22 protein-coding genes are annotated in these 25,294 nt (G+C 33.9%); 9 read left to right on the forward strand and 13 right to left on the reverse strand.

Going from position 1 to position 25,294, the window contains the following annotated elements; all coding sequences use genetic code 11:
- Positions 1-21: 21 nt before the first annotated feature.
- Complete coding sequence (locus ACWGOQ_RS02775) at positions 22-2,784, reverse strand: CHAT domain-containing protein (RefSeq protein ID WP_452057025.1); 2,763 nt, start codon at positions 2,782-2,784, stop codon at positions 22-24.
- Positions 2,785-2,883: 99 nt separating this feature from the next.
- Positions 2,884-4,221, reverse strand: coding sequence for a S8 family peptidase (locus ACWGOQ_RS02780; protein WP_452057026.1), 1,338 nt, complete (start codon positions 4,219-4,221; stop codon positions 2,884-2,886).
- A gap of 386 nt (positions 4,222-4,607) precedes the next feature.
- Here ACWGOQ_RS02780 and ACWGOQ_RS02785 point away from each other — a divergent pair, with 386 nt between their 5' ends.
- The 3 genes from ACWGOQ_RS02785 (at position 4,608) to ACWGOQ_RS02795 (ending at position 7,275) form a co-directional block, all read left to right on the forward strand.
- Entirely contained in the window at positions 4,608-5,180 is a 573-nt protein-coding gene (locus ACWGOQ_RS02785) for an RNA polymerase sigma factor (RefSeq protein WP_452057027.1), read from the forward strand.
- Entirely contained in the window at positions 5,177-5,983 is an 807-nt protein-coding gene (locus ACWGOQ_RS02790) for a tetratricopeptide repeat protein (RefSeq protein ID WP_452057028.1), read from the forward strand. Before ACWGOQ_RS02785 ends, ACWGOQ_RS02790 begins: the two co-directional genes overlap by 4 nt.
- Positions 5,984-6,153: 170 nt before the next feature.
- Complete coding sequence (locus ACWGOQ_RS02795; RefSeq protein ID WP_452057029.1) at positions 6,154-7,275, forward strand: pentapeptide repeat-containing protein; 1,122 nt, start codon at positions 6,154-6,156, stop codon at positions 7,273-7,275.
- Here ACWGOQ_RS02795 and ACWGOQ_RS02800 read toward each other — a convergent pair.
- Together ACWGOQ_RS02800 and ACWGOQ_RS02805 are read right to left on the reverse strand one after the other, a co-directional pair.
- Positions 7,265-7,720: a hypothetical protein gene (locus ACWGOQ_RS02800; RefSeq protein ID WP_452057030.1), complete on the reverse strand. Its 456-nt coding sequence runs from the start codon at positions 7,718-7,720 to the stop codon at positions 7,265-7,267. The genes ACWGOQ_RS02795 and ACWGOQ_RS02800 overlap by 11 nt on opposite strands.
- Positions 7,721-7,722: 2 nt before the next feature.
- A complete protein-coding gene (locus ACWGOQ_RS02805) occupies positions 7,723-8,424 on the reverse strand; it encodes a methyltransferase domain-containing protein (protein WP_452057031.1) in 702 nt (233 codons plus the stop codon).
- Between the two features lie 70 nt (positions 8,425-8,494).
- On the opposite strand from ACWGOQ_RS02805, the gene ACWGOQ_RS02810 reads away from it, so the two are divergent.
- The gene (locus ACWGOQ_RS02810) at positions 8,495-9,070 is read left to right on the forward strand and encodes a nitroreductase family protein (protein ID WP_452057032.1); all 576 of its coding nucleotides are present in this window, start codon (positions 8,495-8,497) and stop codon (positions 9,068-9,070) included.
- A 58-nt stretch (positions 9,071-9,128) separates the two neighbouring features.
- On the opposite strand, the gene ACWGOQ_RS02815 is transcribed toward ACWGOQ_RS02810, so the two are convergent.
- Genes ACWGOQ_RS02815 through ACWGOQ_RS02830 form a run of 4 tightly spaced genes read right to left on the reverse strand, consistent with a single transcriptional unit; the run spans position 9,129 to position 11,939 of the window.
- Complete coding sequence (locus ACWGOQ_RS02815) at positions 9,129-9,470, reverse strand: hypothetical protein (protein WP_452057033.1); 342 nt, start codon at positions 9,468-9,470, stop codon at positions 9,129-9,131.
- Between the two features lie 53 nt (positions 9,471-9,523).
- On the reverse strand, positions 9,524-10,297 hold the full coding sequence (locus ACWGOQ_RS02820) for a TIGR03915 family putative DNA repair protein (protein WP_452057034.1): 774 nt from the start codon (positions 10,295-10,297) through the stop codon (positions 9,524-9,526).
- 9 nt (positions 10,298-10,306) lie between these two features.
- Positions 10,307-11,569 carry a putative DNA modification/repair radical SAM protein gene (locus ACWGOQ_RS02825; RefSeq protein ID WP_452057035.1) on the reverse strand — a complete coding sequence of 421 codons (1,263 nt, stop codon included), beginning with the start codon at positions 11,567-11,569 and terminating at the stop codon, positions 10,307-10,309.
- The gene (locus ACWGOQ_RS02830) at positions 11,559-11,939 is read right to left on the reverse strand and encodes an endonuclease domain-containing protein (protein WP_452057036.1); all 381 of its coding nucleotides are present in this window, start codon (positions 11,937-11,939) and stop codon (positions 11,559-11,561) included. The genes ACWGOQ_RS02825 and ACWGOQ_RS02830 overlap by 11 nt, the downstream gene beginning before the upstream one ends.
- Before the next feature lie 167 nt (positions 11,940-12,106).
- Between ACWGOQ_RS02830 and ACWGOQ_RS02835 the strand changes: the two genes are divergently transcribed.
- Positions 12,107-12,874: an XRE family transcriptional regulator gene (locus ACWGOQ_RS02835; protein WP_452057037.1), complete on the forward strand. Its 768-nt coding sequence runs from the start codon at positions 12,107-12,109 to the stop codon at positions 12,872-12,874.
- On the opposite strand, the gene ACWGOQ_RS02840 is transcribed toward ACWGOQ_RS02835, so the two are convergent.
- From ACWGOQ_RS02840 to ACWGOQ_RS02860, 5 genes are all read right to left on the reverse strand, one after another.
- A complete protein-coding gene (locus ACWGOQ_RS02840; RefSeq protein ID WP_452057038.1) occupies positions 12,871-13,869 on the reverse strand; it encodes an App1 family protein phosphatidate phosphatase in 999 nt (332 codons plus the stop codon). The genes ACWGOQ_RS02835 and ACWGOQ_RS02840 overlap by 4 nt on opposite strands.
- Before the next feature lie 74 nt (positions 13,870-13,943).
- Positions 13,944-16,349: a sodium-translocating pyrophosphatase gene (locus ACWGOQ_RS02845; RefSeq protein WP_452057039.1), complete on the reverse strand. Its 2,406-nt coding sequence runs from the start codon at positions 16,347-16,349 to the stop codon at positions 13,944-13,946.
- A gap of 111 nt (positions 16,350-16,460) precedes the next feature.
- Complete coding sequence (locus ACWGOQ_RS02850; RefSeq protein ID WP_452057040.1) at positions 16,461-16,991, reverse strand: inorganic diphosphatase; 531 nt, start codon at positions 16,989-16,991, stop codon at positions 16,461-16,463.
- Between the two features lie 191 nt (positions 16,992-17,182).
- A complete protein-coding gene (locus ACWGOQ_RS02855; RefSeq protein WP_452057041.1) occupies positions 17,183-19,678 on the reverse strand; it encodes a DUF5686 and carboxypeptidase-like regulatory domain-containing protein in 2,496 nt (831 codons plus the stop codon).
- Positions 19,679-19,801: 123 nt separating this feature from the next.
- Entirely contained in the window at positions 19,802-20,779 is a 978-nt protein-coding gene (locus tag ACWGOQ_RS02860; protein ID WP_452057042.1) for a pyruvate dehydrogenase complex E1 component subunit beta, read from the reverse strand.
- Between the two features lie 163 nt (positions 20,780-20,942).
- Here ACWGOQ_RS02860 and ACWGOQ_RS02865 point away from each other — a divergent pair, with 163 nt between their 5' ends.
- From ACWGOQ_RS02865 to ACWGOQ_RS02880, 4 genes are all read left to right on the forward strand, one after another.
- Positions 20,943-21,689 carry an electron transfer flavoprotein subunit beta/FixA family protein gene (locus ACWGOQ_RS02865; protein WP_452057043.1) on the forward strand — a complete coding sequence of 249 codons (747 nt, stop codon included), beginning with the start codon at positions 20,943-20,945 and terminating at the stop codon, positions 21,687-21,689.
- Between the two features lie 53 nt (positions 21,690-21,742).
- Positions 21,743-22,711, forward strand: coding sequence for an electron transfer flavoprotein subunit alpha/FixB family protein (locus ACWGOQ_RS02870; protein ID WP_452057044.1), 969 nt, complete (start codon positions 21,743-21,745; stop codon positions 22,709-22,711).
- An 86-nt stretch (positions 22,712-22,797) separates the two neighbouring features.
- Positions 22,798-23,415, forward strand: coding sequence for a bifunctional nuclease family protein (locus ACWGOQ_RS02875; protein ID WP_452057045.1), 618 nt, complete (start codon positions 22,798-22,800; stop codon positions 23,413-23,415).
- Positions 23,416-23,463: 48 nt separating this feature from the next.
- Entirely contained in the window at positions 23,464-25,167 is a 1,704-nt protein-coding gene (locus ACWGOQ_RS02880; RefSeq protein ID WP_452057046.1) for a NupC/NupG family nucleoside CNT transporter, read from the forward strand.
- Positions 25,168-25,294 lie beyond the last annotated feature (127 nt).

The raw sequence follows: 25,294 nt of genomic DNA on the forward strand, positions 1-25,294 counted from the left end.
TAGTGGGTTTATAAACTGATTTTATTTAGAAAGTAGATTGTCAATACTTAGAGCTTTTTTCTTTCTAAAAGAGTATAACAAAGAAACGATTGTTATTGTAAAAAAAATAAGCAGCCAATACCAAATAGAAAAATTTTGAGATGGTTCTACAGGAGCATTATCTCCAATCAATATCAAAGAACCCCAATAAAAAGGAGATAGCTCACTACCATCGTGCGTGTTTATGTAGTGTAGTTTAGCATTTCGTAAGGCGGTAGATTTAGTAAGCCCTTGGTTGATGCCTTTGTAGAAATCAATCATCAACTCTTGGTTCGATTTATCATTGGTAGACCATAAAGATGAGATTACACTTTTCGTTCCAGAGTGAAAAAAGCCACGAGCCAGACTCATTACACCTTCTCCTTTTTCTAGCTCTCCTAAGGATGTCTTACAAGCACTTAGTACTACCATGTCAGATTGATTCTTAGTGGCATAAATCTCCTGTAGCGTTAGCTTTTCATCTCTAAATGCTATCCAAGGGTCTATAGCATCACGAATATCTGCATGTGTAGAAAGATGTATAATTTTATATTCAGCAATTGTATTTAGAAAATTAGCTTTGGTTGCCTTCTCTTCTATTAGAGTTTTTCCATTAAATAAATCCGAAATCGAGAGTACTTCTTTTTTACTTAGGGTAAGATCTCCGAGTTCATTTGTAGCAAAGGTTACAGGGGCAAAGCCTATAAAAGAATGTTTAGGCGTAGTTTTTATCTGGTCTTTACGATCCAGATATGACATCGAATACGCATACCGTATCTCAGTATCCTGTATCAAATATTTATCAGATTGTTCTGAGGTGATTAACACATCAAAAGAGACTTGTTGCAATGTATAATCAGTGATGATGGTGACTTTCTTTTCTTTAAGTTGGGTGTATACCTGTTGAGGTATTAATTTTTTAAATATGAGATTCGCGTTTTTTTGATAGGCAGTTAGTTGTTCTTGAGTACGAAACCAATCAGAATACTGCTTACGCAATAGCCTAATATTTTGCTGAAGCTTAGGGACATCTTTTATCTCAAAAAAAATAGATTTGTTGGATGTGGTAAGCAAACCATACCCTTGATTTTTATCCAAAATATATTGTAACACCACTTCTTTATCTGAAATGTGTTTTTTACTAAATGTCTTATACGGTAAGACGATTATTTTCTTTTTATTAGCGGCATATTCTGGGTATATTTTAGTTATAGAATCTACAAATTTTTCATACAGGTTTTTATTATGATAGACTTTATCTTTTACCGAGATGATGCTGTCTTTAGTTGTTTTTTCTGAATTATTTAATTCATTTTCTGAAAGATAGATTGCTTGTTTTAATGCAAACTCTCGTTTTGCTATTTCCAAAGGAAGCTTGGTGTTTTCTTTGGCTTGTTCATTGGTGATATCTTCTAATAGTAACAAGGCCTTATTTTTCTCCATAAAATAATAGGCCTCTTTGTTTTTTTTAAGCAGATAGCATGTTTCTACAGCTTTGATATATAAATTGGATCCTTGTTCTCGCCAAAATAGTTTGGATTTATACTCCGTACTCTCAAAACGAATGATGTCTACTAACAGATCTGCAATTTTAAATGTTTTTAAAGCTTGTGTAAGATGATCTTGATTTTTATCATAATGGTAATAGGTAATCCAAGCATTTGCTTTTTGGATAAGGTGATTTAGGGTATAATATTTATTAGATATTAGTGCTAAGTCTTCCCTTTTAATACTGTCTTTATAATCATATATTTTTTTTGGATCAATAGAATATTGTATTGCTTTTTGATAAAGCAATAATCCTTTTTTAAACTCATTTTTGGCTATATAAAAATCACCAAGATTTTCGTAGGCAGGCGTATAGCTTTGATTATATTTCGTAGCTTTTTCCAAATGTAATTTACTACTATCTAATTGTTTTAGATTGAGGAATGCAAGCCCTAAACTATTATGAACCTGCGATCTATCGATAGAATCAATAGGATTTAATGTGATTAGAACTTGAGAAAAGTTTCTTATAGCTGCTTGATATTTTTCAATTTTTAAAAGTCGGTTACCTTCTGTTTGAAATATTCTGTTTTTTTGTTTTGATGAGTTATATGAAACTAATTTGAGTATCGAATCTGCTTTTTGAAGGTTTGATTTAATTTCATTAGAATACTTTTTATATCCCATAGAAGAATATATATCAGCCTTGAACAAATAGAAATTAACTCTTTTTTTATCATATTTAGATTCATTTGGGCATAGCTCAATAGCTTTTTCTATAGTGATCAAGGCTTTATGGTAATCTCCTATATTTTTATACGCTGTAGAAAGCTCATAATGTGCAACTATTTTTTTATCAAGTTGTCCTATTTTAGATAATCTTATGAAATAAGTTATGGCGGTAAAGTATTCCTGAATTTTAGAATTGTAATAACCTAAATTGTATAGTGTTTTATCCAATGATTTGGGTAATTTAATTTGTAAACTGTCCTTAATTACCAAGGATTTTTTTGTAAATAAAATTGCTTTGTGAAGGTTTTCTTTTTTTTTAGTTTTTTTCCATTTTTTAAATAGAAAGACTCCGTAATCATGATAGTGATCTGCAATAGCTATGCTATACTGATCTTTTTTATACTCAAAGAAAGAATCTAATTTGTGTTCTTTCAACTCCAGATCTATAGATGATTTCAATAGTTTAGTAAACTCATCATTGTCTTGTTGCGAATATAGAGTGTGAGGAATAATACTTAGTACCAAGAAAAAAAGTGTAATTTTCATACTTTAAAAATATGAAAATTACACTTTACATAAACAATGAAACTATATTTACGATTTTGTTGTTTTAAATTTTCAAACGTAGGAACATATGCTTTTAAGTTATCTTTTAACTACCACTCTACCTTGCTGAATATAATCTTGTAATCCAGGTACGTTATAGGCACTATTTAGTATAGCATTATTAAGTTGTAATGAAGTGTTTTCGTTGTCATAGAGCTTTCCTGCAACCGCCGTTATATAGGCTGCCGAAAAAGAGGTTCCTATAGGATCAATTGTAAGATTTGAATCGGATGACATTACATAATGATATCCGTCTATCGGCGCAGCTATATCAATAGTCGATGGTCCATAATTGGATTCTATGATGGACATGAAATCAAGTAAATCAGGCATTTCCACTTGCTCACTGACCTCAATTTCATAACCCCCAACTCCCAAAAGATTTTCTATTGCATATCCTGATGGAAAATGAGCGATTTCTTCATCAACATTCAATCCTCGATTACCAGCAGAAGCAATAAATAGTACAGTGTTTTCCATAGATTGAATGCTGTTTTTTAATATTTTTTGTTTTTTTAAACCATACCATCCAAAACTCATATTTACAACATCTATATTATTTAATTTGGAAATGTAGTTCAAACTACAAACGATATCATAGTAACTACCACGTCCATCCTCGTTAAAGGCTTTTATAGATAATAATTGATGTGGAATTTGATTAGCTGTTAATTCTGAATTAATGATTTTTGCCACTTTAGAACCATGTCCATTGTCATCTCTCATATCCTTATCATGATTTACATAATCCCAACCAGAATCTCCAAAACTTCCATTAGATGCGCCTCTTGTGCTGTATAATATTGGGTCATTAAAATAATCATAATCAATTCCTGTATCTACTATTGCAATATTTACATAATCAGGATTGCTAGATGAGAGTATTTTGTCTTCTAAACGACTACTGTAATGACCGGATAAAGTCTTATGAGCAATATGTATGTAGAATTGATAATCAAACATAGCTCTACCTTCTTCAACTTCTTCGTCTCCTGAATCATCTTCTAGATTAGTTACTAAATTTTCCACTAAGTGTTGTACACCATTAAAATCAGCAAATATGGTATCTATTGTCCATAATTCAGGTCCTTGAGGATCACAGTCACAAACCTCTTTTTGTAATATTTTAAAATCATAATCTCGCTCAAGATCCTCGCGAAGATTCTTTTTTTGAGTTTCATTTAAAGTAGCGTCTGTAAATTTTACCACTACTTGATTTCTAATGATTTCAGGCATTATGGGATTGTTTGGAGTACTTTTTTCTAAAACTTCGTTCAACTCAATATTTTGAGTTGTAATATGTTCATCTATAGAACATCCCCATATTCCTATTAATGAAATGCATACACATGCTACGGTTACAATACTTTTTTTCATGATAATTAAATTGTTTTTTAAATGTGCAAATGCATATGATATAGCACTAAGCCACATTTTTTAGTTGATATTCATACAACGGATTCGAAAATAGAAGAAATGTTACCCAAAAACCTAAAATTTATTTTAGCAACTTTTGTAGTTAGCTAGTGAATTGTATTTTTTTTGGATTTATTATGTTGTTAAACAGCGGGTTAACTTAAGGCAGAAACAAGTGATAATAATGGGAATTTTTTTTTTTTTATAAATTAACATAGAATCAAGAATAGTTAACCCATAAAAAAACAGGCTTATTCCCCTCATCAAATTTCATGAATTATCGTTAAGTTTGTGTTCTTCATATAGAAAGTATGTTAGACAACATGCTATAGTCACTTAAAAATTACATGACAAATCAGAAGCATGATGATTACTTATTACAAAGCCTGATTAAGGGCGATGATAAAGGTATTAGAGAAATATATCGTAGGTTATATCCTAAAATTAAGGCGTATATATGTAGCCACGATGGATCAGAGGATGATGCTAAAGATGTTATGCAAAAAGCATTATTACAATTATCAGCCAGAGCACAGGACAAGAGTTTTAAGATCACCTCTAGTTTTGATGGATATTTTGTTACGATTTGTAAAAATTTATGGAGGCGAGCTGCAAAATTATCGAAATCGTGGGTAACAAATGAAGGGGTTATGGATCTTGTACATGAAGAACGAGAAATAGCTTTGGCAGCATACGAACAAGAAAAATGGGAGTTATTTCAGGAAAAATTATTAGAAATATCACAGAACTGTAGAGAGATACTAGCATTTTTCTTTAATAAAGTTCCTTATGTTCAGATTGCAGAAAAGTTAGGATATGCTACAGAAAATACAGTAAGACAACGTATTTTTAAATGTAAATCAAAGTTGAAAGAAGCCATACATTCGGATGCTCGTTATAACGAATTAAAAGAGTTATGAATACACTAGAACAGGATATAGAAAAATACCTACATGGCGAAATGACCAAGGTGGAAGAGGCCATTTTTCTAAAAAAAATTGATAAGGATCTAGCTGCAAAAGAAAAGTTAGAACTTTATCGAGAGATGCATACAGTGTATGATGAAAAAAATTGGGAGTTAATCGATAGAAAAGCAACTTATAAAAAAGTTGAACAGTATGATCGTTTTCTGAAAAGTGATAATGGAAAAACAATTTCTGAAGCGATTCTTAAGGCAGAACAATCATATTTTGAAGAGCCAAATTCATCCAAAATAAAGCAAATATTTATATATGTTGGAGCTATAGCTGCAGTTTTTGTGGTGGGATTGTTTCTAGTAAACCAATTCAATCAAAGCGTAAACGGAGATCAATTGTATGCGGAGTATAAAGATTGGGATGACCTTCCGTCATTAACACTTAGGGATGGTGCTGATGATTTGACAAACATAGAAAGATTGTTTAGAGATAAAAGATACGAAGAATCCTTAAGCTTACTTCAGAAGTATATGTTGGATAATGATCAAGAAATGAACCCTCAGATCCTGTTATATTCTGGTGTTATTCAGTTGGAACTGGATCAAAATGAAGCTGCAATCCATACGTTTACAAAATTGCGTAACAGCAATACGCTGGATGCACCCAAGGCAGATTGGTATTTGGCATTGTCTTATTTAAAATTAGGGGATTTGAAGAACACAAGAAGTCGACTAAAATTGCATATTGAAAGTGCTGTAAATTTTAGGAAACGTGAGGCAAAAAAGCTATTAAAAGAACTGGATTAGTTATTACAACCATAGGCTGATTATTCATAACCCAACTATAGTAGTAGAAGTGTAAACGTATATAAACGTTATAAAAACATACACATATGGTACAAGTTATGTGTTTCTTTTAGCATGAATCATATAACTTTAATATATTGAACTTCTAAAATCCCAAAATCTAACATAAAGTGACTGAGCAAGAACAAATCGAGCAGTTAGAGAAAGAGAAGCAGCAACTTCAGGATCGACTGGATCAAATCAATAAAAGAAAAGAGAAAAAAAGAAATATTGGTTTCTGGATTCTTAAAAAGTCTAGTGTACCCTTAATAGGTATTAGACTAAAACAAAGTATCAACAATGCTATTACCGAATATAAGGAAACCAAATCGGTATCCGTTGATACTGTTTCTGATGTGTCCTCGAATATTATATGGCGTATCACAAGAATTGGTCTTTTTGGGTTGTTTGTGACACTGATTCCATCCTTAATACTAATATACCAAACCACACTTGTTATCAATCAGAATCGATTAGTAGATAATCAAAACGAATTGATTGAAGCAGAAAGAAGATCTTCTTTAGTGTTTATCATGGATAATTTACTTTCGGATCTTAGTGAAGAATTAAAATATAAGGGTTCTAGTGAGCGTAATATCAGCCCGGTTTTGGAAGCAAGAATAGCGAGTCTTTCGAGGGCAATGAAACCGTATAAATATAAAGAAGACGGTGAACTTATCGATAAGAAAATAAGTCCAGAAAAAGGACAGCTGTTGTTTAGTTTGATCAGAAGCAATTTGGCCGATCAATCCTATAGAGAAATTTTGGATGCATCAGATTTTAGTTATACCTATTTTAAAGATATATTTTTGGGTAGAGGAGTAAATCTCAAATATGTTAATTTAAGTAACTCTAATTTATCAGAAGTAAATCTGCCTGCAGCTAATTTAGAAAGAAGCGAGTTTGTAGAGGCGAATATGGAAAAAATAAATCTTTCTGATGCCATTCTGAAAAGAGCTAATTTTACAAACGCTAACCTCAGGAAGTCAGAGTTGTTAAGTGCTGACTTAACCAATGCCAAATTATATGGAGCAGATCTTACCGAAGCAGATTTAACCGAAGCTACATTGTGGGGCACCAAATTAGAGGATGCTAATTTAACCGATGTTGTGCTGGATAATGCAATCGTACACCGACAAGATTGGATAGTATATGTCAAAGACTCTCTGGATTTAAAGGGCGCTAAGGCAATTGAAGGTAAGTATCGCGTCAAAAAACAGGGGAAACAGCAATTCATTCTGGTCATAAGGTAGATGTTGATTGCATCTGATTTTTTTTGAAAAGTATCGTGTGCACCTTAGCAACTAACCAGTTTCCCGCAGGAAAATACAAAGCAAAAAATAAGGCCATCCCAAGACTGAAGTTTTGAGGGTTGAATAATTGGTCAATCATATTATTAGGATATGCATAAGAGGTCTGTAGCCAATATCCCAAGAACTCCAGGATTCCCATTGCCACTAGTCCATAGGCGTATTGATTGAAGAAATTGTAACTCTTTAGGATAATCGAAATAGGAACCATATACAAAATATAACAAGTAATAATTTGCCACCAATGAGAAAATCTGGCGATTTCCATTTCTGTACCGAATTCATTCATCCCTAAACCCCATAAAAAATAGACAACTATATAGGTTAGTACCAAAGTTTTTGGAGTTTCTTTTAGTTTTTTCAAAGTTTCCGAAAAAGTATCTTTCATAATTAGAGGTCAATTGTTGTTATAGTTCTAAACCAAAATTTTTTAGAAATAGTATATTTTTTTGTATCACTTTTAGTTAAAATGTTTTTAAGCTCCTTTATAGTAAAAGCTCTTTGTATGGCCAGTAAACCATCTTTTTTCGCAATACTGGAAATTGGCAAAATAACACTTGAAAACTTAAATAAAAAATAAGCCATTCGACTTCTCTTCAATTCACTAAAAATAAGATGTTCAACTCCTTTTTTCGAAGCTTTTTTTATAAAATTCGTTACCTCATTATCTTTAAAATGATAGACAAAATGGCTACTTATGATGAGGTCACATTCGGGTATTGAGAACGAGTCATCCAAGATATTTGCAGTTCTGAATTCTATATGGTCATATCTGGCATATTTATTTTTAGCATAGGCAATGCTTTGTGGGTTGCCATCAATTCCCAAAAAAGAGGCACGAATCCCCTTTTTACCAAATTCTTTAGAAATATTTCGAATACTATCACCACCGCCACAACCTACATCAACAATGCGAAATTGTTTGTTATCTTTTGATAAACAATATTGTAAAGCACTTTTTGTGAGCTGTCTATGGTTACCAAAAAGTGTATTGATTAACTTTAGGCTAGTTAAAGTGTCTGATAACAGTTTACCAGATAAAGATAAATTGTCAAGTTGCTCGGGTTTATGAATACGATTACGAAAATTCAAGATCTATAATGTAGATTTATATAATTGGTCTCAATATTAATAATAACTTTACAGTAAAAACGTAAAATGCATGAATAATGAATATTTAAATCAGATTATTAGAGAGCGAAGATCAATTTTTCCTTCTCAATATAATGAAAAACCTGTTTCGAAAGAGTTCATTAAAGTGTTGTTGGAAAATGCAAACTGGGCTCCAACACACCGTCTAACAGAACCTTGGCGGTTTAAGGTCGTAAGAGGAGAAACAAAAGATCGTTTGGGAACTTTTTTATCTGATACGTATACGGATATAACTCCTGAAGAAACATTTTCTCCTTTTAAACATAAAAAAATCAAGAATAAGTGCAAAGCTGCCAGTGCAATTATTGTAATATGTATGCAACGTGATCTAAAAGAACGAGTGCCCGAATGGGAAGAAATCGCGGCCACAGCCATGGCAGTTCAGAATATGTGGCTTACTTGTTCTGCGAATGAGGTAGGTTGTTATTGGAGCAGTCCCTCTTTAATACAATATATGAATGAATTTTTCGATTTTGAAGAAGGAGAACGTTGTTTGGGCTTGTTATACTTAGGAAATTATGATAAGGAAGAAAATTTAACTTCTAAACGCAATTCGATTGCAGAGAAGGTAGTGTGGCATGATTAGAAAAAGAAAAACCCTCTCGAAAATTTTCGAGAGGGTTTTACGTTTTTAGTTTGGTATACTATTGCTTTTTCAATGCAGCAGCAGCTTTATCTGCTCCTTCTTTTACTGCGTCACTAGTAGCATCCACAGCGTCACTAGCAGCTTCTTTAGCATTTTCTACTGCTTCACCAGCAGCAGCTTTTACTGAATCAACAGCTTCTTCTGCATCTTCAATCGCATCTTCTGCAGCTTCTTTTGCTTCTTCTACGGCTTCTTCTGCCTCTTCTACCGCTTCTTCTGCGGCGTCTTTTACTTCTTCTACAGTTTCTTCAGCAGCATCTTCTGCTTTTTTTGTATCTCTACAAGAGGTTACCGAAACTGTTAACATTAGAGCGATTGCTCCTAAAAATAATCTTTTCATAATTGATAGATATAGTTAATTGGGTTATCGAACGGCAAATTTAACATTTTATTTTATATATCGTTTTTTTCTATCAAGTATTTCCAGTATCGTTTTGGAAGGTGTTGCAAGTGAAGCTTTGAGTTTTTTCTGGATTCAATGGTAACATTTTTGAAATAGGTTTTCCAAAGACGTTGAAAATCTATTTCACTATCGGCATAAGTATCCTTATCGATATTGGTCCGGAGTTTCGAAAAAAAATCTAAAGTTATACTATCCACTTTAAAAAGATTGTAATAAATTCCGTAAGCTCTTTTAATATCATAGATGAGCCATTTTTGATCTGCGTATCGATCCTTAAAATGATGAACTATTAAAGGAAGCACATTAAAGTCAGGTTCTACAGTTGCTACAAAAATACCATCTTTGGTTTTTTGAAACCTGACAAAAGCTTCCATACGATGTTTCTCTCTACCAACCATTTTGGCAACTTGGGTGATTTTAAGAATATCATTATTACCATAATCGATTAGATTTGATTCTTGGGTGTCAAATATGTTTTGAATATAAGCAAGTAATGTGTTTTCCACTCCTTTAATTTCACTTAAAAAAGCTTTAAAGAGCATTTTTTGTTGTATGGATGATATGTTCGTTTTGATACCTTTCCAAACTCTCTTAGATTTTGTTTCATCTGTGATAATTGTTTCTGAAACAGAGAACAATTGATGAGTAGACTGGAATTCTTTTTGGATATAGGGATTTACTGTTTTTTGCTCGTATACTGTAAATACACAGGTTAAAAATCCATCAAAACTTCCGTCATACATTAAAATAGTTTGAGGGTTCATCAATAATTTTTAAGAAAAAAGACTTAATTGATTTGAAAAATGCTTAGCATGTTTACTTTTGGAATTGTTTAGAATTTTATTTTTTAAAAATAAAGGAGTAAAATCTTCATGATGAAATTCTTTTGAGTCACAAGTAATGAAATATTTAGCTCTGTTTAGCGCGATCCCGATTGCTTTTAAGTGTGACCAGTTTAATTTTCTAAATTTTCTAGCTTGTAGTATTTTCGAAACAGATTGCATTCCGATGCCCGGTATTCTGGCTAATGTTGTTTTATCTGCTTTATTAATATCAATGGGGAATAGGTGCAAACTTCGCAGTGCCCAACTCAATTTAGGATCGATATCAAGTTCTAGATTTTTATATTGATCATTAAGCAGTTCACTCACTGAAAATCCATAAAACCGTAATAACCAATCCGTTTGGTATAATCGATTTTCTCTAAGTATTGGTACTTCTGTAGATAACGAAGGTAAACGATTGTCGGTCATAACAGGAACATAACCTGAGTAATATACCCTACGCATATGAAATTTTTTATAATAATACGTTGCAGCATTCATAATGTCTTTATCACTTTCTCCAGTAGCTCCGATAATCATTTGGGTGCTTTGACCGGCAGGAGCGTATCTTGGTGTACTTTTGATGACCTTTCTTTCCGCCTTGTATTGAATGATTTCATTCTTTACCTTTTGCATGGGCTTTATGAAATCCTCGTGCTTCTTATCTGGAGCAAGAAGTTGTAGTCCTGATATAGTAGGGATTTCTATATTAACACTAAGCCGATCCGCATACAAACCTGCTTCTCTCATAAGAATATCACTCGCACCGGGAATTGATTTTAGATGAATATACCCATTAAAATTTTCTTCTAATCTAAGTTTTTTTGCAACCGCAATTAATCGTTCCATCGTATAATCAGAATTTTTGAAAATCCCAGAACTCAGAAACAATCCTTCAATGTAATTCCTTCTGTAAAAATTAATAGTAAGATCCACCACTTCCTGAATCTTGAAAGCGGCTCGCTGAATGTCATTGCTCTTTCTGGTAACGCAGTAGGCACAATCAAAAATACAGTGATTGGTCAGGAGTATTTTTAATAAAGACACACAACGACCATCTTCGGTGTAACTATGGCAAATTCCCATCCCCGTGTTGTTACCTAAACCCATTTTGGTATTTCTCCTTTTGCCACCACTACTGGCGCAGGAGACATCATATTTGGCGGCATCTGCTAGGATGGAAAGTTTTTCACGTATCCTGTTAAACGACATACTTTCTGTTTTTAGCTGACTTTACTAAATATTTTAAGGTTCTTATAACCTCTTCTATATCTACGAGTATTTGATAATCGGTAAAGCGTAAAACGGTTATTCCTAAAGAATCTATGTGTAATTTTTTAGGTTCATCCTGACTATATACATCTGTAAACTCGTGTGCGTAGCCATCAACTTCAATTGCAATTTTTAACTGCGGCGAATAAAAGTCAAAAGTATAATTATTGATGCAATGATTTCTGTTGAAAAAATAACCTTTGTCTTTTAAAGTGGTATAAAGTTTTTCAGTTGCTGGGATCGAATTATTTAATGAGTATCGAATTATATTTTCTGATTCGGGTTGGTGTACAGGGATCGGTGATGTCATAAAGATTTAGATTTGCTAGTAATTTTTCCAAATTTATGGAAATATTCCAATAAAATAAAAATCAAGCAGTGTTAAAATTGGAAATATTCCAAAAAATAGTATATTTGTTAAGGAATTATCCCAAATAAGTTAACGATAATGTCTATGAATAAATAATTTGAAGTTGTATGGATAATTTAACTAACCAAACCATTCAACGCTTTAAATCAATCCGTGAAGAAAATCATTTTACACAATCTGATTTTGCAAAGGTTTTAAATATTAAAAATTCTACAGCGGATATAGAAAGAGGGAAAACCAAAATTTCTGGAAAAGTAGTATCTAAATTGCTTAAGGAATTCGGTGTAAATCCTCTTTGGTTGTTTGGAGAAAGTGATCAAAAAGAAATACTGTTACACAATGGAGATGTTGCTCCAAAAGTAGTAACTGTGGACCCTCAGGATAATGAGAATATTGTATTGGTCAATGTCAAAGCGGCTGCGGGGTATCCACACAATGTACAGGATGTGGATTGGTATCAGCAGTTGCCAGCGTTTGATATTCCTCTTCCAGAATATAGAAATGCTACATATCGGGGTTTTCAGGTAGAAGGAGATAGTATGCTGCCGGTGTTAGAACCTAAAGAGTGGGTAATTGGAAAAGCCATCAATAACCTTTCGGATGTAAGAAGCAATGCGCTTTATGTAGTTGTATTACAGGATAGTGTGGTCGTTAAAAAAGTAAGAAAAAATGAGGATTCATCCATGTTAACATTAATTTCTCTGAATGTTGATTATTTACCCTATACCATTCAAACACACAAAATTTTAGAGCTATGGGAGGTTAATAGCAAACTCAGTTTTAATATAGATTCTAATCCTGATACAACGGGTATTAAACAATTACAGGATGCAATGGTTGCACTTACTTCTGAAGTTAGAAGCTTGAAGAACTAACTTATAAACCCTTGCTGCTTTGCGTGAGTCTCTGCTTCCTGTGAAGAACTTACAAGAAGAATTGGAGTCGTAGTAAAGGTTGTTATTATTTTAGTAATTCGTTTTTCTTTTCTCCTGTGGTTTACACTTCTTAAATAAATAGCTAATATTCTACCGGGATAGTTCTTTGCGATCTCGGTGTAAATATCTGCATCCTTTTCTCCACTATCCCCAATTAATATAAATTTTAAATCAGGATATACACTCAGTAAATTTATAATCTCTGATTGCTTATGTGGTATTTTTGGCTTTGGTGTCTTATCAAAAGGGGTTCTAAAGTCTCTTAATAAGATAGGCCCTTCTGGGAAATAATGTTTTTTTAAAAAAGCTGATAGATAATCATATAAATTCCAAGGACTGTTACTAACATAGAAGATTGGATTTATTGGCTTATTATTTTGACCAAGTTTTAATTTTTGATAGAATTGTACGGTTCCTTCTAACGGCAATCTTCTGTCAAAATTCTTAAAGAAGGTATTGGCAATAACTCTCCATTTAAATAATGATGCAACTCCTGTATGTAAAATTGTGTCATCAATATCACTAATCACTCCATATGTTGCTTTAGAAGAAGGGACTAGCATTTTTCCTTTAAATATATTTGATTGGATAACTTTTTTACCACCCATGTTTTCAAAAGAAAGCAAATAAGAAATATATTTTTTTTCATCTATTAAGGCTTCAGCATTGGACAAAATTTCATCAAAATTATAATATCCTTCCTGATCAGTTTTTGTGGTAAACGTTGTTCCATCAGATAATTTAAGTTTAACACAGGCATTTTTAATCTCGTCACTTTCAAACTGCCTAAAGATATTATATAGTGTTTTTAATGTTTTTGTATTTCCGTCAAAGTTTATGTTTTCATCCTCTAACGCTCTACCCGTAGCTCGTAGACGTTTCACAGTACCGTAACCTAAATAAGAGTTAATTCGAAGCGGTTTTTTTTTAAACATAGATCAGTAATTATTCGTAAAGATAAAAAACCCCGCTAATAAGCGAGGTTTTTTAATGTTAGCGGTTTTAAAAATTATTTTAGAGAAGCCTTGATCTTTTCTATACGATCCTTCACTTCTTCCTCGGTTCCTTTTAAATTTTTGGTTTCAGTAGTTGTTTTACCGTTTTGAGTGGTTTTAATAGTCACTACAGCATTTGCGATATCATCTTCCATACGCATCTCAACTTCAATCTTTTTTTCAATCTCATTCGATGGATATTTAGAAGCAATTACTTCAATTTCATTAGTAGCAAGAGCTGTTTCAGAAGTATGCCCTCCAAGTATCGGTGCTATTACAAGTCCGATAAGACATGTCAATTTAATCAAGATGTTCATAGATGGTCCAGAAGTATCTTTGAAAGGATCACCAACAGTATCACCAGTTACCGCCGCTTTATGGGCTTCAGAACCTTTATACGTCATTTCTCCGTTAATTTCTACACCAGCTTCAAATGATTTTTTGGCATTATCCCAAGCACCACCTGCATTATTTTGGAAGATTGCCCAAAGGACACCACTCACGGTAACTCCGGCCATATACCCTCCTAACATTTCTGCGATCGCTAATTTATTCATTCCAAACAATAATGGAACAAATGCTATTACTAATGGGAATCCAATAGTCAATAGTCCAGGTAACATCATTTCTTTTAGAGATGCTTTAGTAGAAATAGCGACACACTTATCATATTCTGGTTTTCCTGTACCTTCCATAATTCCAGGAATATCTCTAAATTGACGACGAACCTCTTGTACCATTTCCATTGCAGCTTTTCCTACTGCGTTCATTGCTAGTGCAGAAAATACTACGGGTACCATACCTCCAACAAATAGCATTGCTAATACGGGTGCCTTAAAAATATTAATACCATCAATTCCTGTAAAAGTTACATAAGCAGCAAATAAAGCTAGAGATGTTAATGCAGCGGATGCAATAGCGAATCCTTTTCCTGTAGCAGCTGTAGTATTACCTACAGAATCTAGTATATCAGTACGTTCTCTTACTATTGGCTCTTGTTCACTCATTTCTGCTATACCACCAGCGTTATCTGCAATAGGTCCAAAAGCATCGATTGCCAATTGCATGGCTGTTGTTGCCATCATGGCAGAAGCAGCTAGTGCTACACCATAAAATCCTGCAAAGGCATACGATGCCCAAATCGCTCCAGCAAATAATAATACAGAGGGAAATGTGGAAATCATACCTGTTGCTAAACCAGCGATAATGTTCGTTCCAGCACCTGTGCTCGATTGTTGCACAATTTTAAGAATAGGTGATTTACCTAATCCAGTATAGTATTCCGTCACAGATGAAATTACAGCTCCTACTACTAAACCAACCAGCGTTGCGTAGAATACGCGCATTGCAGAAATCTCTATAAGACCTTCACCAAAGAAATTCATATTCATTGTTTCTGGTAACATCCAATTTACCAAAGCAAAACATGAAATTGCAACTAAAATAATTGATGTCCAATTACCAATATTTAAAGCTCCCATAACCTGAGCTTCTTTAGCTTCATTACTTTTAATTTTGACCAACATAGTACCAATAATAGAAATAATAATTCCTGCACCAGCGATTGCCATTGGTAATAAGACTGGACCAATACCTCCAAAAACATCAGAAATTGCTCCTCCCATATCTTTAATCACATAATTACCAAGAACCATTGCAGCCAGTACCGTTGCTACATAAGACCCGAATAAGTCAGCACCCATACCGGCTACATCACCCACATTGTCACCTACATTATCAGCAATGGTAGCAGGATTGCGAGGGTCATCTTCTGGAATACCAGCTTCCACTTTTCCTACTAAATCGGCTCCTACATCTGCGGCTTTTGTGTAAATACCTCCACCGACACGAGCAAAAAGTGCAATAGATTCAGCTCCCAAAGAGAATCCTGCTAATGTTTCAAGAACAATGGTCATATCCATTGTGTTGGTCCATTCTCCGTTCATAAAAAAGTGAAAAAAGAATATAAAGAATGCTGTTAAGCCTAAAACAGCTAAACCTGCTACGCCAAGACCCATAACGGTTCCTCCACCAAAAGATATTTTAAGTGCATTTGGTAAACTTGTACGAGCAGCTTGCGTTGTTCTAACATTAGTTTTGGTCGCAATTTTCATTCCTATATTACCTGCAAAAGCAGAGAAAATAGCTCCAAATATAAAAGCGATTACGATCAACCAGTGAGTAGTCGGTACGATAAAAGATACGATCGCAAGTAATATACTTACTATTACCACGAATATTGCAAGTAGTTTATATTCAGCATTTAAGAAAGCTAAGGCACCTTCATAAATATGATCCGAAATTTCTTTCATTTTACCGTCACCGGCATCTTGTTTCATTACCTCAGATTTTTTAATAAGCATATAAATTAGCCCTAGAAATGCCAAAACGATTGGCATGTAAATCATATTTGATTCCATTAAATGTGTTTTTAGTTAATTAGGTGCTAAAAGTAGTGAATTCATCTAAATATAAAAAGCGCAATATTTAATCAAAAATATTGCGCTTTTTAAAGATTTTTATACTTTAAATTAGTAGATGCTAAATAAACCTTTAGGTTTGTCTTCTAAATCGTCAAATCGCTTCACACAGGATTTGATAATTTCTTTGGCTTCGTCAATATTACCCCAGCCACCAACATCAACTTTCTTTTTTTCAAGATCTTTGTACACTTGGAAAAAATGTTCAATTTCTTTTATAAGGTGTGGATTTAATTCTTGTAAATCGGCTATGCGGCTGGCAATAGGATCAGCTACTGGTACACAGATAATTTTTTCATCGGGACCTTTTTCGTCCGCCATATGGAAAACACCTATAGGCTTTACTTCCATAACACAACCAGGAAAGGTAGGCTCTGTTACTAGTACTAAAACATCTAATGGATCTCCATCTAATGCTAAAGTCTCTGGTATAAAACCGTAATCTGCAGGATACATCATAGATGAAAAAATCATGCGATCATAACGAATTTTTTTTATATCAAAATCGTATTCATATTTGTTACGACTTCCTTTTGGAATTTCGATCAGTACATCGAAACTTTCGCGAGTTGCTGCGCTCATAGTATTGTTCTCATTTTTAATGGCGGCAAATATAAGTATTACAAGGGGTTGGTTAAAATATATGATCAAAAATTATATGTTTTCAAGCCAAATTTTAATGATAAGGTAATCTAAAAGCTTTTCGTAAAAATTAATTTGATCTGGAAACGTAAAATATGGTAACAAACAAAAAATAGTTTTGCAGTTAATTTTTAGAAGTAGAAACCAAATGAACCAGTTACCCCAAAGTCACGAGCATCAGGGTTATCAAAATAATTCCCTCTAAAATGGAAGTCAATTCGGAAGACTTTGAAGATATTTCCTACTCCTAGACTATATTCCCAATATATTTCATCGTCTGGAGCAATTAGTATTTCATTAGATGGCTGACTTAAGAGTATGTTTTCGTCAGAAATTTCGCCCCATACACCTCTAATGCCCACAAGTTCTCGTAAGTTCAATTTTCTAAGCAACGGTATTCTCGAAAAAATTCTTCCGTTGAAGTTGTGTTCCATATGAACAGAAGCATACGTATCGGTAACAAATTCATAGAAGTTTAGTAAAGGAAAGGTGTTCTGAATAGAGAGGTATGTTTGATTACCTGGTACAACACTTAAAAGTCCTAACGGAACCTCTCCAAAGGTTTTTCCTATCTCAATAGAACTGTTCAGAACTCCAAAACCACCAATGTTCCAAGGTTGGCGATAGAAAAACTGAAGCTTTTGATATTCAAAATCACTTTCCAGAATATGGTCTAGACCTACAGCGTAGTTTAGGAAAAGTTGTGCATAATCTCCATCATTTATAATGACTCTGTCTACTCCATAACCCGTGGTTTTTCTTTTTGGATAATAGGCTAAAGTAGTTGAAATTTCTGCTTGCTTTATCTCTTTTTTAAGTTCACCAGTGTCTGGATCAAAAAAATCAAGACTGAATAAGTTTCTATCGGCGGGTTTTAGGGTTCTATATGAACCAGTTACTCCAATTGTGAAGTTTTTTCTTGGCTCTATTTGCATAGAAAAAGCAGATAGATTGATTGAGGTTAGTCTGGTATTATCTCCGGTTGCAACGATTGAGGAGGATGCCAAACTTCGACCTTCTACATCATTCGTGTTGGTGAGACTTGCGCCCAACTGTTCTACATCTCTTCGGTTACCAGCAGAAACAATTAATCTCGATTTTCTGTCCACGAGATATTTTCCTGAAATGCCATATTTAAATTTGTTATCTCGAAAACCGTAAGCGCCGTAGCCTTCTATCCTCCATTGATCATTTGCTGTAAAATACGTTCTACCTCCGGCTCTTAATCTAAATCCCTCAATAGTATTATAACCAATAGTAGAGAATAAAGGTCCAAAATCCCATCCCTCAAATTCTACATATCCCGTAGCTAATATGGTTCCTACATTATATAGCCTTTTAAAAGCTTTTACTGTTCTTAAAGTATCCAGCAGTTTATAAACTTTCTGTTCGTCCTTATTCAATTCTTCCATCCTTGCATTGGACCAAAAGGAATCATCTCTATTATAAATGTCCTGATTGTAAGGATCTACCTGACTTTGGTAGAATTTTTTGTCTTTCTTTTGGTCAAATTTATAGTTGTCGTACAGTGTTGTTCTCTTACCGTAAACCCCTCTGGATTTTTCTTTTTTGTTAAACGCAAAGTCGGATTGAAAATAGTCCTTGGTAATTAAAAAGATAGAGTCGTTCAATACATCAAATTCTTGTTCAATATATAAATCCTTTACCCAGTTAATGTTGGCACTTTTGGTAACCTCTAGATTAATTTCTTTAATTGCCCATGTAGTATCATTTACCCAAAAATCACCTTTAAAAGTAAGCTCGTTTTTTCTTCTAGGGTAATAAATGATATTATAACACCACTTGTCTCCTATATAGGCACTGTCCGATAGGATATAGTTGTATACACTTATCCCCGTTCTGGATAACGGGCTGGTAAAACTTTTATCAAAAAATTTTAGGTAATTGTCATAGATGTCATAGTCAGAGTATAAATCCTTCACAAAAGCGATTAAGGTCTGGTTGTCACTAAATCCCGCATTTTTATTTCCTTTAAGAACTTCTTTTATCTCATTAAGCTCGTTGTCACCATATACCTTAGAGATAGCTTCGTTCAGAAAGATAGGTAAGTATGTTTTTCCAGAGATTCGTGAAGTATCGATATCTTCAAAAATAAACTCCATACCATTAAAAATCCTACTATTTACTAGTGCGCTATCTATAGTATTAAGGTCAAACTCTAGTTTTTCATACTTATCGTAGTTGTATTGTTTGAATTTTTTAACACCATTTTCTCTTCTATTATCCCAAATCTTTCGCAGAATATCAATAGCGGGATTATTTTTTTTAGAGGTTTTTCCTTTGTATATAACTACTTCATCTAAGGACGCAGCTTCTTCCTCTAAAACCACTTCCATGCCATAAGTAGTTCGTTTAGTGAGCTTAACAGATTTCGTCTCGAAACCAAGAAATGAAATTTTTATACTGCTATAACTTTCATCCGATTCCATATAAAATTTACCATTTTCATCGGTAATAGTTCCTATGGTGGAGTTTACAAAGACAATGTTGGCAAATGGAACAGCTTGTTTGTTGCTATCATAAACGTAACCACTAACTTTGGTTTGTGCAAAAGTGAAGGAGTTGCTAACAGCAAAAAATATAAACCCTAAAACCCAATATCTCATCTAATATCTTTATAAATGTGTAATAATTGATGTGAAGTTCAAGTAGCCTACAATATTTAGGCCACTTTTAAATTTTTAAAAACAAATGCAAATTTAATGAAACGTAAAGGAACGGGATTCATTTTATTTATACATTACTTTTTTGACAGCTTTTACAACATCATTACTATTCGGTAACCACTCTTCAAACAGAACAGAGGAGTAAGGTGTGGGAGTGTCTGCCGTATTTATTTTTATGATAGGAGCATCCAGATAATCAAAAATATTGGATTGTACTTGATAGGTGATTTCAGATGCAATATTAGCAAGCGGCCATGCTTCTTCAAGAATGACCAATCTATTTGTTTTTTTAACTGACGCGAAAATCGTATCCAGATCCAGCGGGCGTACAGTTCTTAAATCAATAACTTCACAAGATATCTTTTCTTTAGCCAGCTCATCTGCCGCTTTATAGGCTTCTTTAATTATTTTCCCAAAAGAAACAATGGTCACATCTGTACCTTCTCTTTTGGTTTCTGCAACTCCTAATGGTATGGTGTATTCTCCTTCAGGCACTTCTCCTTTGTCTCCATACATTTGTTCACTTTCCATAAAAATGACAGGATCATCATCACGAATAGCTGATTTTAATAAACCTTTGGCGTCCTTAGGATTGGAAGGAATAACTACTTTTAAGCCCGGTGTATTCGCAAACCAATTCTCGAAAGCCTGAGAATGGGTTGCGCCTAATTGTCCGGCTGATGCCGTAGGACCTCGGAAAACGATTGGAATATTAAATTGACCACCACTCATTTGCCGCATTTTTGCAGCGTTATTGATAATTTGATCAATACCTACTAAAGAGAAGTTAAATGTCATGAATTCAATAATAGGACGATTACCATTCATAGCACTACCAACACCAATACCGGCAAATCCAAGTTCAGAGATAGGAGTGTCAATTACCCTATCTGCGCCGAACTCATCAAGCATTCCTTTACTAGCTTTATAAGCTCCATTGTATTCTGCCACTTCTTCACCCATAAGATATATGGATTCGTCTCGGCGCATTTCTTCGCTCATTGCTTCGCAAATTGCTTCTCTGAATTGTATCGTTTTCATTTATAAAATAATTATTTTTGTGCTACACGAAAGGCAAAAGTAGCAATAATACCCTTTACTAATCATTGAATTATGAAAAATTTATTATGCGTGCATAGTAAATTCGACATTTTATTTGTACTTTCGCTTTTATTATTAAATTCTCAAAAAATACCTATATAAAATGAAGATATTAGTTTGTATTAGCCATGTGCCAGACACAACTTCTAAAATTAATTTTACAGAAGGTGACACTAAGTTTGACACTAACGGAGTACAGTTTGTTATCAATCCAAATGATGAATTTGGTTTGACGCGCGCTATGTGGTTTAAAGAAAAACAAGGTGCATCTGTCGATGTAGTAAACGTTGGAGGTGCTGAAACAGAACCAACACTAAGAAAAGCTTTGGCAATTGGAGCGGATAATGCGATTAGAGTAAATACTGCGGCTACCGACGGTTTTTATGTGGCAAAACAGTTGACTAAGGTAGTGCAGGATGGAGGATATGACCTGATAATCGCGGGGAGAGAATCAATTGATTACAACGGTGGTATGGTGCCGGGTATGCTTGCCGCACTTACTGGAGCTAATTTTATAAATACTTGTATCGGGTTGGAAATAGAAGGAGATACAGCAACTGCTATTCGTGAGATTGACGGAGGAAAAGAAACTTCAACTGCTAAATTGCCACTTGTTGTTGGAGGTCAAAAAGGATTAGTAGAAGAAAGTGATCTTCGTATTCCTAATATGAGAGGAATTATGATGGCTCGTAAAAAGCCGTTAACAGTTGTAGAGCCTGTAGAAACTACTCCAGAAACAAAGGCTGTTAAATTTGAGAAACCAGCTCCCAAAGGAGAGGTTACTCTGGTTTCTCCAGATAACGTAGGTCAATTAGTAGAGTTATTACATAACGAAGCTAAAGCAATATAATAGTCTAAATAAATACCTAATTATTAATAGGTTTAATATAAAAAATAGTATATATGTCAGTTTTAGTATACACAGAAAGTGAAGGAGGAAAATTAAAGAAAGCGGCCTTCGAAGTAGCATCTTATGCAAAAGAGGTAGCTAATATGCTCGGCACTACAGTTACTGCTGTTAGCTTTAATGTGGAAGATAGTAGTGAGCTTGGTAACTATGGAGTAGACAAGGTGTTAACCGTTAAAAATGATAAGTTGGCTACTTTCAATGCCAAAGCATATGCAGATTCTTTAAAACAAGCAGCAGAAAAAGAAGGTGCCAAAGTAGTAGTAGTAAGTTCTAGTGCTGATAGTAAATTTTTAGCATCAATGTTAGCAGTACATCTTAATGCTGGATATACTTCTAATGTTGTATCCTTACCAGAAAGTATTTCCCCGTTTACCGTAAAGAGATCCGCTTTTACAAATAAAGCATTCAATATCACTGAGATTACAACAGATGTTAAACTAATAGGTTTGTCGAATAATGCCTTTGGATTAAAAGAGGCCTCAGGTGCAGCTGCTACTGAAGCTTTTGAGCCATCACTTTCTGAAGAAGATTTTACAGTTAATGTAACATCGGTTGATAAAGCAACAGACAAGGTATCCATAGCAGATGCGGAAGTTGTAGTTTCTGGCGGTAGAGGTCTTAAAGGACCAGAAAACTGGGGAATGATAGAAGAACTTGCTGATGTTCTTGGGGCAGCTACTGCTTGTTCTAAGCCAGTTAGTGATATGGGATGGAGACCACACGGAGAACACGTTGGTCAAACCGGAAAACCAGTAGCCACTAATTTATATATTGCTATAGGGATTTCGGGCGCTATTCAACATCTAGCAGGTATCAATTCCAGTAAGATAAAAGTAGTAATCAATAATGATCCAGAAGCACCATTCTTTAAGGCTGCAGATTATGGAATTGTTGGGGATGCCTTTGAAGTAGTACCCCAGTTAATCGAAAAATTAAAGGAATTTAAAGCGAATAACGCATAATTTTCATAAATTGTGCCCAATCAAGGGCTGTTTGAACTTAGGTAAAAGCCCATTTGTTCAAACAGCCTTTTTTTATTGAAATTACTATGAGTTTAGTTCGTCTGAACATAAAAGGAATATCGTACAGTCAAACCCAAAATGGTGCTTACGCATTGATTTTAAGCGAGGTGGATGGAGAGAGAAAATTACCAATTGTTATTGGTGCTTTTGAAGCACAATCCATAGCAATAGCATTGGAAAAGGAAATAAAACCTCCTCGTCCGCTAACGCACGATCTGTTTAAAAATTTCGCTGATAGATTTGAAGTAGTTGTTAAACAAGTGATTATTCATAAGCTGGTGGACGGAGTTTTTTACTCTAGTATTATTTGCGAACGGGATAAAATAGAGGAGATTATAGACGCAAGAACTAGTGACGCAATTGCATTGGCTTTACGTTTTCAAGCACCTATATTTACTTACAAAAATATCTTGGATCAAGCAGGGATTTATCTAAAAGTAAACCCAAAGAAAGATGGGGAAGATGATCCTGAAAGCCTCCTGGTGGACGAGTTGGTTTCAGAGGGTGTCGAAATGGTAGGAAAAGAAGCCAGCTATCAGGATTTATCTCTGGAAGAATTAAATCGTATGCTCGAACAAGCTGTTACTAATGAAGATTATGAATTGGCCGCAAGAATTAGAGATGAAATTTCAAAACGAGGTTAATCCTATTTACCACACACCTTTAAATGTTATAATATTACCTCTATTTTTATGAAAAAAGGACTACTATTTTTCCTATTATCATTATTCGCAGTTACCATAGTATCGGCTCAATCTATTGAAAAAAAATGGATTTTAAAAAATATAGAAGGAACACCAGAAACTTTGTGGAAAGTTGGGAATAATGATTATTTGACTTTAGATAAAGGTTTTTTTTCATATGCATTTAATAATGAATCAGAAAAGTTGCAAGGAGATTATCTGGCTCAAAATAATGTATTGCTATTTTTTCCTGACAAAGCTGAAGATTCAATTATTAAATACAAAATACATAGTATCACTGATTCTACTTTGGTTTTATCAAAAAATAACCTTTCATATTCCCTCATTTCAGAAAAACAAGGAACAGAAATTCCACCTTTAGTTGATGGTGAGCGGTTGATACCTAGTCAAGGTTTTTCTTTTACAAGTCTATGGAGAGGTGTTTTAGGAATGGCTGTGTTATTAATTATAGCTTTTTTGTTTAGTAGTAATAGAAAGGGCATCAACTGGAAAACTGTTGGATTAGGTGTCGTGTTTCAACTAATTATTGCCATTGGAGTTTTAAGAATACCTTTTGTTCAGACCATATTTGAATGGGTTGGAAGCCTATTTGTGAGTGTTTTAGATTTTACTAGAGCAGGAAGTAAATTTCTTTTTGAAGGTTTGGTCGTAGACATGGATACTTTTGGTTTTATATTCGCTTTTCAAGTATTACCAACAATTATATTCTTTTCAGCCTTAACCTCCTTATTATTTTATTTAGGTATTATTCAAAAAGTAGTAAAAGGTTTGGCTTGGCTTTTAACCAAAACACTAAAAATATCTGGAGCAGAAAGTTTAAGTGTCGCAGGGAATATTTTTTTAGGTCAAACGGAAGCACCTCTACTAATTAAAGCATATTTAGAAAAAATGAATAAGTCTGAAATGCTATTGGTTATGATTGGTGGCATGGCGACCGTTGCAGGAGCTGTACTCGCAGCATATATAGGGTTTTTAGGAGGAGACGACCCAGTTTTAAGATTGCAATTTGCAAAACACCTATTAGCAGCATCAGTAATGGCAGCTCCAGGAGCCATAGTAATCTCTAAAATACTATTTCCGCAAACGGAAGAAATTAATACAGACGTATATGTTTCTTCAGAAAAAATTGGATCTAATATTTTAGACGCTATAGCAAACGGAACGACTGAAGGTTTAAAGCTAGCTGTAAATGTTGGGGCGATGTTATTGGTATTTGTAGCTTTTATCGCCATGTTTAATGGAATTTTGGGATGGGTTGGAGACGTTACCTCTATAAATACTTGGATAGCATCAAATACAGCGTACCAAAGTCTATCCCTAGAACTTATTTTGGGATATATTTTTGCGCCATTAATGTGGTTGATTGGAGTTGCTAAAGAAGATATAGCTTTAATGGGTCAACTTCTAGGAATAAAACTAGTAGCTAGTGAGTTTGTTGGTTATATACAATTAGCAGATTTAAAAAATGTGACAAATGTAACTCATTTAACCTATAATAAATCGGTTATTATGGCTACCTATATGTTATGTGGTTTTGCAAATTTTGCTTCGATAGGAATACAGATAGGAGGGATTGGTTCACTTGCTCCCGGGCAACGAAAAACACTATCAGAGTTTGGTATGAAAGCACTGATCGGAGGAACAATCGCATCATTATTATCAGCTACCATAGCCGGAATGATTATTGGGTAAAAAATAGACTCTTTTCTTATTAAAAATGTAATTCTAAAAAAGGTTTTATAACTATTTCATAATCCAGCTTTTAATGGATATCAGGAACCCTATTTTTTGTATATTTGAGGAGAATTAATAAAGTGTA

The organism is Aquimarina ulvae (assembly GCF_053613295.3).

What these genes read in the sequence shown, in the direction of transcription:
- ACWGOQ_RS02875 (WP_452057045.1), top strand. Translation starts at nt 22,798, where the DNA reads ATGAGTTTAGTTCGTCTGAACATAAAAGGAATATCGTACAGTCAAACC.
- ACWGOQ_RS02815 (WP_452057033.1), bottom strand. Translation starts at nt 9,470, where the DNA reads ATGAAAAGATTATTTTTAGGAGCAATCGCTCTAATGTTAACAGTTTCG.
- ACWGOQ_RS02800 (WP_452057030.1), bottom strand. Translation starts at nt 7,720, where the DNA reads ATGAAAGATACTTTTTCGGAAACTTTGAAAAAACTAAAAGAAACTCCA.
- ACWGOQ_RS02870 (WP_452057044.1), top strand. Translation starts at nt 21,743, where the DNA reads ATGTCAGTTTTAGTATACACAGAAAGTGAAGGAGGAAAATTAAAGAAA.
- ACWGOQ_RS02790 (WP_452057028.1), top strand. Translation starts at nt 5,177, where the DNA reads ATGAATACACTAGAACAGGATATAGAAAAATACCTACATGGCGAAATG.
- ACWGOQ_RS02820 (WP_452057034.1), bottom strand. Translation starts at nt 10,297, where the DNA reads ATGAACCCTCAAACTATTTTAATGTATGACGGAAGTTTTGATGGATTT.
- ACWGOQ_RS02780 (WP_452057026.1), bottom strand. Translation starts at nt 4,221, where the DNA reads ATGAAAAAAAGTATTGTAACCGTAGCATGTGTATGCATTTCATTAATA.
- ACWGOQ_RS02850 (WP_452057040.1), bottom strand. Translation starts at nt 16,991, where the DNA reads ATGAGCGCAGCAACTCGCGAAAGTTTCGATGTACTGATCGAAATTCCA.
- ACWGOQ_RS02865 (WP_452057043.1), top strand. Translation starts at nt 20,943, where the DNA reads ATGAAGATATTAGTTTGTATTAGCCATGTGCCAGACACAACTTCTAAA.
- ACWGOQ_RS02825 (WP_452057035.1), bottom strand. Translation starts at nt 11,569, where the DNA reads ATGTCGTTTAACAGGATACGTGAAAAACTTTCCATCCTAGCAGATGCC.
- ACWGOQ_RS02855 (WP_452057041.1), bottom strand. Translation starts at nt 19,678, where the DNA reads ATGAGATATTGGGTTTTAGGGTTTATATTTTTTGCTGTTAGCAACTCC.
- ACWGOQ_RS02880 (WP_452057046.1), top strand. Translation starts at nt 23,464, where the DNA reads ATGAAAAAAGGACTACTATTTTTCCTATTATCATTATTCGCAGTTACC.
- ACWGOQ_RS02860 (WP_452057042.1), bottom strand. Translation starts at nt 20,779, where the DNA reads ATGAAAACGATACAATTCAGAGAAGCAATTTGCGAAGCAATGAGCGAA.
- ACWGOQ_RS02830 (WP_452057036.1), bottom strand. Translation starts at nt 11,939, where the DNA reads ATGACATCACCGATCCCTGTACACCAACCCGAATCAGAAAATATAATT.
- ACWGOQ_RS02840 (WP_452057038.1), bottom strand. Translation starts at nt 13,869, where the DNA reads ATGTTTAAAAAAAAACCGCTTCGAATTAACTCTTATTTAGGTTACGGT.
- ACWGOQ_RS02810 (WP_452057032.1), top strand. Translation starts at nt 8,495, where the DNA reads ATGAATAATGAATATTTAAATCAGATTATTAGAGAGCGAAGATCAATT.
- ACWGOQ_RS02845 (WP_452057039.1), bottom strand. Translation starts at nt 16,349, where the DNA reads ATGGAATCAAATATGATTTACATGCCAATCGTTTTGGCATTTCTAGGG.
- ACWGOQ_RS02785 (WP_452057027.1), top strand. Translation starts at nt 4,608, where the DNA reads ATGACAAATCAGAAGCATGATGATTACTTATTACAAAGCCTGATTAAG.
- ACWGOQ_RS02775 (WP_452057025.1), bottom strand. Translation starts at nt 2,784, where the DNA reads ATGAAAATTACACTTTTTTTCTTGGTACTAAGTATTATTCCTCACACT.
- ACWGOQ_RS02835 (WP_452057037.1), top strand. Translation starts at nt 12,107, where the DNA reads ATGGATAATTTAACTAACCAAACCATTCAACGCTTTAAATCAATCCGT.